The sequence below is a fragment of the Mesorhizobium caraganae genome, from assembly GCF_016836705.1.
GTDB lineage: Bacteria > Pseudomonadota > Alphaproteobacteria > Rhizobiales > Rhizobiaceae > Mesorhizobium > Mesorhizobium caraganae.
In genome coordinates this window covers 47,884-55,972 of sequence record NZ_JAFCGY010000034.1, presented here as the reverse complement: position 1 = coordinate 55,972, position 8,089 = coordinate 47,884, and the positions used below count along the sequence as shown (strand labels likewise).

General features: G+C 62.1%; 9 protein-coding genes and 2 tRNA genes. 4 read left to right on the top strand and 7 right to left on the bottom strand.

Going from position 1 to position 8,089, the window contains the following annotated elements; translation table 11 throughout:
- Positions 1–310, bottom strand: a 310-nt coding sequence (locus tag JQK88_RS30770; protein WP_203280427.1) for a GTP-binding protein, incomplete at its 3' end; no start/stop codon positions are given.
- A gap of 296 nt (positions 311–606) precedes the next feature.
- Here JQK88_RS30770 and JQK88_RS30765 point away from each other — a divergent pair.
- A complete protein-coding gene (locus JQK88_RS30765; protein WP_203280426.1) occupies positions 607–1,494 on the top strand; it encodes a DMT family transporter in 888 nt (295 codons plus the stop codon).
- 48 nt (positions 1,495–1,542) lie between these two features.
- Here JQK88_RS30765 and JQK88_RS30760 read toward each other — a convergent pair whose 3' ends face one another.
- On the bottom strand, positions 1,543–1,800 hold the full coding sequence (locus JQK88_RS30760; protein WP_192252406.1) for a GlsB/YeaQ/YmgE family stress response membrane protein: 258 nt from the start codon (positions 1,798–1,800) through the stop codon (positions 1,543–1,545).
- Between the two features lie 132 nt (positions 1,801–1,932).
- On the opposite strand from JQK88_RS30760, the gene JQK88_RS30755 reads away from it, so the two are divergent.
- Positions 1,933–2,397, top strand: a complete 465-nt coding sequence (locus JQK88_RS30755; RefSeq protein ID WP_142864860.1) for a YidB family protein — start codon at positions 1,933–1,935, stop codon at positions 2,395–2,397.
- Between the two features lie 193 nt (positions 2,398–2,590).
- Here JQK88_RS30755 and JQK88_RS30750 read toward each other — a convergent pair.
- Both JQK88_RS30750 and JQK88_RS30745 read right to left on the bottom strand, forming a co-directional pair.
- Positions 2,591–2,664 (bottom strand) — tRNA-Gly (locus tag JQK88_RS30750).
- 27 nt (positions 2,665–2,691) lie between these two features.
- Positions 2,692–2,776 (bottom strand) — tRNA-Tyr (locus JQK88_RS30745).
- Between the two features lie 212 nt (positions 2,777–2,988).
- Between JQK88_RS30745 and JQK88_RS30740 the strand changes: the two genes are divergently transcribed.
- Positions 2,989–3,852, top strand: a complete 864-nt coding sequence (locus JQK88_RS30740; protein ID WP_192252403.1) for a TrmH family RNA methyltransferase — start codon at positions 2,989–2,991, stop codon at positions 3,850–3,852.
- The gene (locus tag JQK88_RS30735) at positions 3,845–4,243 is read left to right on the top strand and encodes a hypothetical protein (protein ID WP_192252400.1); all 399 of its coding nucleotides are present in this window, start codon (positions 3,845–3,847) and stop codon (positions 4,241–4,243) included. The genes JQK88_RS30740 and JQK88_RS30735 overlap by 8 nt, the downstream gene beginning before the upstream one ends.
- A 5-nt stretch (positions 4,244–4,248) precedes the next feature.
- Here JQK88_RS30735 and JQK88_RS30730 read toward each other — a convergent pair whose 3' ends face one another.
- From JQK88_RS30730 to gcl, 3 genes are all read right to left on the bottom strand, one after another.
- A complete protein-coding gene (locus tag JQK88_RS30730; protein WP_192252397.1) occupies positions 4,249–5,133 on the bottom strand; it encodes a 2-hydroxy-3-oxopropionate reductase in 885 nt (294 codons plus the stop codon).
- Between the two features lie 150 nt (positions 5,134–5,283).
- Positions 5,284–6,081, bottom strand: a complete 798-nt coding sequence (gene hyi / locus JQK88_RS30725; RefSeq protein ID WP_203280425.1) for a hydroxypyruvate isomerase — start codon at positions 6,079–6,081, stop codon at positions 5,284–5,286.
- A 27-nt stretch (positions 6,082–6,108) separates the two neighbouring features.
- Positions 6,109–7,890 carry a glyoxylate carboligase gene (gene gcl, locus JQK88_RS30720; protein WP_192252391.1) on the bottom strand — a complete coding sequence of 594 codons (1,782 nt, stop codon included), beginning with the start codon at positions 7,888–7,890 and terminating at the stop codon, positions 6,109–6,111.
- Positions 7,891–8,089: the final 199 nt, after the last annotated feature.

Here is an 8,089-nt window from a genome sequence, read left to right as displayed (position 1 = left end):
CAGCCGAAACGACCAGGATCGCGCCGTCCATCTGCGCGGCGCCGGTGATCATGTTCTTCACATAGTCGGCGTGTCCGGGGCAGTCGACGTGGGCGTAGTGGCGATTGGCCGTCTCGTATTCGACGTGCGCCGTCGAGATGGTGATGCCGCGAGCCTTCTCCTCCGGCGCCGCATCGATCTGGTCATAGCGCTTGTATTCGCCAAAATACTTCGTGATCGCCGCCGTCAGCGACGTCTTGCCATGGTCAACGTGACCAATCGTGCCGATGTTCACATGAGGCTTAGTGCGCTCGAATTTACCTTTTGCCATAGTCTCTTTCCTTGGACGGCCTTGACCTTCAGTTCAGTCGAATGCGGGGCGATTAGCGACTACGGCCGAAAAACACAAGTGCCTTGTGGCCGGGTGCGCTGTCCACTCGGCCCGAACCGATGATCCGATTGCGGGGATATGGCGCTGATATAGGAACGCGCGACGGGAAATGAAATGGGGGCGCCCGCTTCAGCGCGTGTCTGCAACTCCCGGCTATGTCCTGGCCCTTCCCTGCTGGATTGGCAGCCCACGTCTGGCCCATTGCCGCTGCCGCGCCGGTCTGATTTGCTCGTCCGATGCATTTCATCCCCACATCAATACGCGGCCCGCTGTTCATGATCGTTTCGACGGGGTCCTACCTCGTCAACGACACGATGATGAAGCTCGCCACCGCAGGCTTGCCGTCCTACGAGGTGCTGTTCCTGCGCGGGGTCGCGGCCACGCTGTGGGGCATGCCGCTGTTGTATCTGCTGGGCTACGGCAAACAGATCCCGCTGATCTTCGACGGGCGCGTGCTGCGCCGTAACCTGCTCGAGCTGGCGGCGATCCTTTGCTACGTGGTGGCGCTGGCCAACCTGCAGATCGCCGATTCAACCGCGCTCGGGCAGATCACCCCGCTCCTGATGCTGGTCGGCTCCTCCATCCTGTTCGGCGAGCGGATCGGCGGCGTGCGCATGGCGCTGATCGGGCTCGGCTTCGTCGGCGCGGTCATGGTGGCGCAGCCGACCATGGAAGGCATCTCGGTCTATGCCTTGCTGGCGCTCGGCAACGCCGCCCTGTCGGCCGCGCGCGATCTCGCCGGCAGGCGGGTCCCGGCCGAGGTGCCGGGAATGATCGTCGCCATTTCCGCCGTCGTGGTGGTGCTGATCGGCGCAGGTGCCGCGCATCTGGTTTCCGAGCGCTGGGTGATGCCGGAAGCCCGTCACCTGCTGTTGATGGCCGGCGCCGGGTTCTTCCTGATCTTCGGCCATTTCTTCATCTTCATGGCCTATCGCGTCGGCCCGACCGGCGTCGTGGCGCCGTTCTACTACTGCTTCACCGTCTGGGCAGTCATTTCAGGTGTGCTGGTGTTCGGGCAATTCCCGAATGCCTTGGCCGTGTGCGGCATCCTGCTGGTGGTGGCGAGCGGACTTACCATCGTGTCGCTGGATGAACGCAAGCGCAGGCTGACCGTCGTTGCCTAGCCTTCACGGCAACGTATCGGCAGCCAGTCAGATCGACAGAACTGGCGCTTAAAGCGCCCGCTTGCCGCTGATCTGATGATAGGCCCACAGCACGACCACCGCGCCGATCACGGCGACGATCAGGCTCCAGATGTTGAGGCCGGTCACGCCCGCGGCGCCGAAGGCGCTGAAGATCAGCCCGCCGACAATGGCGCCGACAATCCCGAGCACGATATCCATGATCAGGCCCTGGCCGGTCTTGTTGACGATCTTGCTGCCGATGAAGCCGGCGATGACGCCGAGGATGATCCAGCTGATGATGCCCATTTTCCTCTCCATTCCCCCGCCGGCCGATCATGGTCACATGATTGTCAAAAGCTCAAGCCAACTTGAAATTCGGCCCCCGCGCTCCATTCTAGCCAATGGGACGGGGCTTGGTCGCTATGGAGGATTGGACCTATGGGACTTTTTGACAACGCCGTACCCGGCGGCAACATCACCAAACCGCTGATGATCGCGCTTGGCGCGCTGCTGGTCGGAAAGATGCTGAGCGGAAGAAGTGCCGAACAGACCGACGAGCCCGCCGCCCAGCCTCAAACGCCCGCCCCCACCGGGACCACGGCTTCCGGCGATGGCGGCCTGCTCGGCGGACTGGGCGGGCTGCTCGACAAGTTGAAGGATGCCGGCCACGGCAATGTCGCCGATTCATGGGTCGGCACCGGGCAGAACCAGCCGATCAACGCCAATGATCTTGGCAAGGCTATCGGCCCGCAGGTCATCCGCGAGATCGCGCAAAGGACCGGGCTCGACGAGCAGGAACTGCTCAAGCAGCTGTCCACCGCCCTGCCCGGCATTGTCGACAAGCTGACGCCGAACGGACAGGTGCCGCAGCAGCACCAGGTTGCGTCGGCTTTCAACAGCTAGGGCGCCGCTTTCGCTCCAGCATTTTCAGCCAAGACGCCCGGCACCGCCTTGCGGCTGTCGGGCGTCGCCTTCACCAATGCCATGAACCGGTCGGCGGTCGATGTTTCGACCGGCGTGTAGACGGAAACCGAAAAATCGCTGACGGCAACGTCGTCGAAATATTCGCTGAAATCTGATGCGGATTGGGGAAGTTTGGAGCGGGTAGCGGGAATCGAACCCGCATATTCAGCTTGGAAGGCTGCTGCTCTACCACTGAGCTATACCCGCTTCGCTTCAAGGCTGACGGGCTGGCAGTGGTGGAGAGGGTTGGATTCGAACCAACGTAGGCTAAGCCAACGGATTTACAGTCCGTCCCCTTTAACCACTCGGGCACCTCTCCAGCCTGCCGTCGAAGCCTTGCAACGAGGCATTCTCGCCGATCCGGTTTGAACCCGAAGGTTTTCTCCGAAATCAGCGAAGCGCCTTATGGCGGCAAGGCCAGTGGGTGTCAACCGCACGTCTGGGCAAAATGCGCTGAATTTGACAGCCCGCCCGGCACGCCGGCTTTCTGCCTGTATCCATGCCCTTGCGACACGGCTATAGAAGCCGGCCATGAGCAATGACAACACGCCCAAGACCGCCAAAGACACCCACTACGCCAAGCTGCGTCGCGCCCACCGCGACGAGAAGGCAGGCGGCGCGCCGGCCTTCCGACCGCGCCAGCCGGTGCCGCCGGGCGAGAACGCTCCCGACGGGCTGGTCAGGCTTTATGGCCTGCACACGGTGCGGGCCGCGCTCGACAATCCGCGCCGCCGGATCAAAAAGATGCTGGTGACGCGCAACGCCGCCGAACGGCTGGCGATTGCCGATCTCGCTGCTTTGCCGTTCAAGGCGGAGCTGGTCGAGCCCAGGGACATTGACAAGATCACCGGCTCGGACGCTGTCCATCAGGGCGTGCTGATCGAAGCCGAGCCGCTGAAGCCGAAACGCCTCGACGCGCTTGGCGACACGAAACTGGTGCTGGTGCTCGACCAGGTCACCGACCCGCACAATGTCGGCGCCATCCTGCGTTCCTCGGTCGCCTTCGGCGCCGGCGCGCTGATTACCACGGCCCGCCACAGCCCGCAGGAATCCGGCGTGCTGGCCAAATCCGCCTCTGGCGCGCTGGAGCATATCGACCAGATCGAGGTGAAGAACCTGGCCGACGCGCTGGGACAGCTGCACGAGGCCGGCTTCCAGACCATTGGCCTCGATTCGGACGGTCCGGCGGAGCTCGAGACGAGTTTTTCAGGCGACAAGATCGCGCTGGTGCTCGGCGCCGAAGGCAAGGGCCTGCGCCAGAAGACGCGCGAGACGGTGACGACGCTCGCCCGCCTCGACATGCCCGGCGCGATTCGTTCGCTCAATGTGTCGAACGCGGCGGCGGTGAGCCTCTATGCGGCGCGGGCATGGCTTAAGGGCAGCTCGAATGGGTAGCGGTTTTGGTGATGGGAAATTCGAGTTCGGAGCGTGGACCACACCGTTCGAAGACGAACACGTAGAGATTCTCGATGTTGCGTACGCCACGAAAACTGGCGAACTCGTCTGTCGAGTAGAGTCGACCGATACCGGCCTCATCTATCGAATTTGTGCTGAAACTTCGGCCTTTCGCGTCATTGATGAGCATGGGCTTGGCGAATTTTGGGCAAAGACCCGAGATCTCGGAGGCCGTCCCGGCGCCACGACCTTTAAGGTCAAGAATGGCCCCTGGTCGACGGAAAGCCCAATCTCGTTCGCATGTTCGAACGGATGGTCTTATGTTGTTGCGACAGACTCTGACTGCATTGAGATGATCGCCGCCGCCACTCCAACCGTTAAGGTCGAATAGCTTCGTCACCCCAGGTCGTGCGCGGCCATCCGCTCCAGCGCGCGAACCAGCGCCGAATGATCCTCCTTCGCCCCGCCATTTGCCGCACATGCGTTGAACAGCTGCTGCGTGGTCGACGTGTTGGGCAAGGAGACGCCGAGCGCCTTGGCGCCTTCCAGCGCCAGGTTGAGGTCCTTCTGGTGCAGTTCGATGCGAAAACCCGGCGCGAAGGTGCGCTTGACCATGCGCTCGCCATGCACTTCGAGGATGCGCGAGGCCGCCAGCCCGCCCATCAGCGCCTGCCGGACCTTGGCCGGATCGGCGCCGGCTTTTGCGGCAAAGACCAGCGCTTCGGCGACTGCTTCGATGGTCAGCGCAACCACGATCTGGTTGGCGACCTTGGTGGTCTGGCCGACGCCGTTCGGCCCGACCAGCGTGATGTTCTTGCCCATCTTGTCGAAGACGGGTCTGGCGCGCTCGAAGGATTTCTCCTCACCGCCAACCATGATGGTCAGCGACGCCGCCTTGGCGCCGACCTCACCGCCCGACACCGGCGCATCGAGATAGTCGCAACCGAGATCGTTGATCTTTTTGGCAAAGGTCTTGGTCTCGATCGGCGAGATCGAGCTCATGTCGATGACCAGCTTGCCCCTGCTGAGACCGGATGCGACGCCGTTGTCGCCAAACAGAACCTCTGCAACCTGAGGCGTGTCAGGCACCATCGTGATGATGATATCAGCCGCCTTCGCCACGGCGTTATGGCCGGTGACGGTCTTCAGCCCCTTGGCAATCAGGTCAGCCGGCGGTTTCGAGCGGTGGTCGCTGGCAATGACAGTATAGCCGGCATCGAGCAGATGCCCCGCCATCGGCGCGCCCATAATGCCGAGGCCGATGAAGCCGATGGTTTCCATAATTTCTCTCCAAATGCCTGTGTGAAACGCCCCCTCATCCGGCCGCTACGCGGCCACCTTCTCCCCGTCGGGGAGAAGAGGCTGGCGCCAGCCTTGGCGTTCTCTTCTCCCCTCGGGGAGAAGGTGGCCCGAAGGGCCGGATGAGGGGGCCTAAGCCGCGGCACTCCCCTGCCCGTTGAGCTCCCGGAACCACCCCAGGCCAGCCTCCGTTCCCGCCTTCGGTTTGTATTCCGCCCCAACCCAGCCGGAATAGCCAATCCTGTCGATGTGCTCGTAGAGGAAGGGGTAATTGATCTCGCCCGTCCCCGGCTCGTGACGGCCGGGATTGTCCGCAAGCTGGATATGCGCGATGCGGCCAAGGTTAGCCTCGATGGTACGGGCAAGATCCCCCTCCATGATCTGCATGTGATAGATGTCGTATTGCAGGAACAGGTTCTTCGAGCCGACGCGGTCGATCAACGCCAGCGCCTGGTCCGAATAGTTGAGGAAGAACCCCGGGATATCGCGGGTGTTTATCGGCTCGATTAGCAGCCGGATGCCGGCCTGCTCCAGTTTCTCCGCCGCGAACGCCAGGTTCTCGGCGAAGGTGTTTTCCAGCACCGAACGATCCGCCCCTTGCGGCGCGATGCCGGCGAGGCAATTGACCTGTTCGCAGCCTAGTGCGTGGGCGTAAGAGATCGCCTTGGTGATGCCTTGCCGAAACTCCGATACGCGGTCGGGCAAAACGGCAATGCCGCGCTCGCCCTTGCCCCAGTCGCCGACCGGCAGGTTGAACAGCACCTGGCTGAGCCCGTTCTTCTTCAACCGCGCCGCGACCACGTCAGGCGCGTGATCATACGGGCCGATATATTCGACGCCCTTGAAGCCAGCGCGGGCGGCGGCGTCGAAGCGGTCGAGGAATTCGTGCTCGCCAAACAGCATCGACAGATTGGCTGAAAAACGCGCCATTCTTTTTCTCCTTCTTCCCGCCAAAGCTCAATCCAGGAGGACGATGGCCGTCGGCGCATCCTCATGGCTTTCGGCAAGGTCTTCGAATTCGGTGATCTTGTCGATTTCCGTGCCCATGGAAATGTTGGTGACGCGTTCGAGGATGAATTCGAGTACCACCGGCACCTGATGTTCCTTCATCAGCCGCTGCGCTTCCTTGAACGCGCCAGCGAACTCTTCCGGCTTGCGCACCCGCACCGCCTTGCAGCCCATCGCTTCGGCGACCGCGACATGGTCGACGCCATAGCCGGCCTCGGGATCGTCTGTGCGGTTGACGTTTTCGAAGGCGAGGCTGACCTCGAAATCCATCGAAAAACCGCGCTGCGCCTGGCGGATCAGGCCGAGATAGGCATTGTTCACGACGACATGGATGTAGGGCAATTTGTGCTGCGCGCCGGCCGCCAGTTCCTCGATCATGAACTGGAAGTCGTAATCGCCCGATAGCGCCACGATGGTGCGGTCCGGATCGGCGGCGCGCACGCCAAGCGCTGCCGGCAGCGTCCAGCCGAGCGGGCCGGCCTGGCCGCAATTGATCCAGTTGCGCGGCTTGTAGACATGCAGGAACTGCGCGCCGGCGATCTGCGACAGGCCGATCGTGGTGACGTAGGTGGTGTCGCGGCCGAACGCCTTGTTCATCTCCTCGTAGACGCGCTGCGGCTTCAGCGGCACCTGGTCGAAATGCGTCTTGCGCTTCATCGTCTTCTTGCGGCCCTGGCACTCCTTCGCCCAGCCCGACCAGTCGCGCAGTTTTCTCGCCGTCTTCCATTCGGTGGCGACGTCGAGCAAAATCTTGAGTGCCGCACCCGCATCGGAGACGACGCCGAGATCCGGGGCGAAGACGCGTCCGATCTGGGTCGGCTCGATATCGACATGGATGAATTTCTTGCCCTTGGTGTAGACATCGACCGAACCGGTGTGGCGGTTGGCCCAGCGGTTGCCGATGCCGAAGACAAAATCGGCTTCCAGCATCGTCGCATTGCCGTAGCGGTGCGAGGTCTGCAGTCCGCACATGCCGGCCATCAGCCGGTGATCGTCGGGAATCGCGCCCCAGCCCATCAGCGTCGGGATGACCGGAACGCCGGTAATCTCGGCAAACTCGATCAACAGATCCGACGCATCGGCATTGATGATGCCGCCGCCGGCGACGATCAGCGGCTTTTCCGCCGCGTTGAGCATCGTCAGCGCCTTTTCGGCCTGGGCGCGCGACATGGCCGGCTTGAACGGGACGAGCGGCTCATAGGCGTCGATGTCGAACTCGATCTCGGCCAGTTGCACGTCGACCGGCAGGTCGATCAGCACCGGACCCGGCCGCGACGAGCGCATCAGATGAAACGCCTTCTGCAGCACCATCGGCACCAGATAGGGCTCCATGACCGTAACCGCCCATTTGGCGACCGGTGCGGCGATGGCGGCGATGTCGACGGCCTGAAAATCCTCCTTGTTCAGCCGTGCCCGCGGCGCCTGCCCGGTGATGCACAGGATCGGGATCGAATCCGCCGCCGCCGAATAGAGCCCGGTGATCATATCGGTGCCTGCCGGGCCGGATGTGCCGATGCACAGACCTATATTGCCAGCCTTGGCCCGGGTGTAGCCTTCGGCCATATGCGAGGCGGCTTCGACATGGCGCGCCAGTATGTGACGGATCGAGCCCCTTGCCTTCAGCGCCGAATAGAACGGATTGATCGCCGCGCCCGGCACGCCGAAGCCGCAGGAAATGCCTTCCTTTTCGAGAACGAGAACCGCTGCATCGACAGCGCGCATCCTGGCCATGTCCAGCCTCCGCAAGATTGTTGGTTGGCTGACAATGCCAGCGCGCTGGCCATTTTTCAATTTTTTCAAAATAATTTTTCATTTCTAGAAAACAGCAACTATTGACTGATTTTGCTGGATTTTTCGTTTTTCATGAATCCAGATCGAAAAATCGGTGAAAAACTTTTTCATTGTGCTTTTAGGGAAATCGGCGACAATG

Bases quoted from the DNA above. Each gene is read 5' to 3' on its own strand.
- JQK88_RS30730 (WP_192252397.1), bottom strand. From the start codon at position 5,133: ATGGAAACCATCGGCTTCATCGGCCTCGGCATTATGGGCGCGCCGATG.
- JQK88_RS30755 (WP_142864860.1), top strand. From the start codon at position 1,933: ATGGGACTTTTTGACAACGCCGTACCCGGCGGCAACATCACCAAACCG.
- JQK88_RS30735 (WP_192252400.1), top strand. From the start codon at position 3,845: ATGGGTAGCGGTTTTGGTGATGGGAAATTCGAGTTCGGAGCGTGGACC.
- JQK88_RS30765 (WP_203280426.1), top strand. From the start codon at position 607: ATGCATTTCATCCCCACATCAATACGCGGCCCGCTGTTCATGATCGTT.
- JQK88_RS30760 (WP_192252406.1), bottom strand. From the start codon at position 1,800: ATGGGCATCATCAGCTGGATCATCCTCGGCGTCATCGCCGGCTTCATC.
- JQK88_RS30740 (WP_192252403.1), top strand. From the start codon at position 2,989: ATGAGCAATGACAACACGCCCAAGACCGCCAAAGACACCCACTACGCC.
- hyi (WP_203280425.1), bottom strand. From the start codon at position 6,081: ATGGCGCGTTTTTCAGCCAATCTGTCGATGCTGTTTGGCGAGCACGAA.
- gcl (WP_192252391.1), bottom strand. From the start codon at position 7,890: ATGGCCAGGATGCGCGCTGTCGATGCAGCGGTTCTCGTTCTCGAAAAG.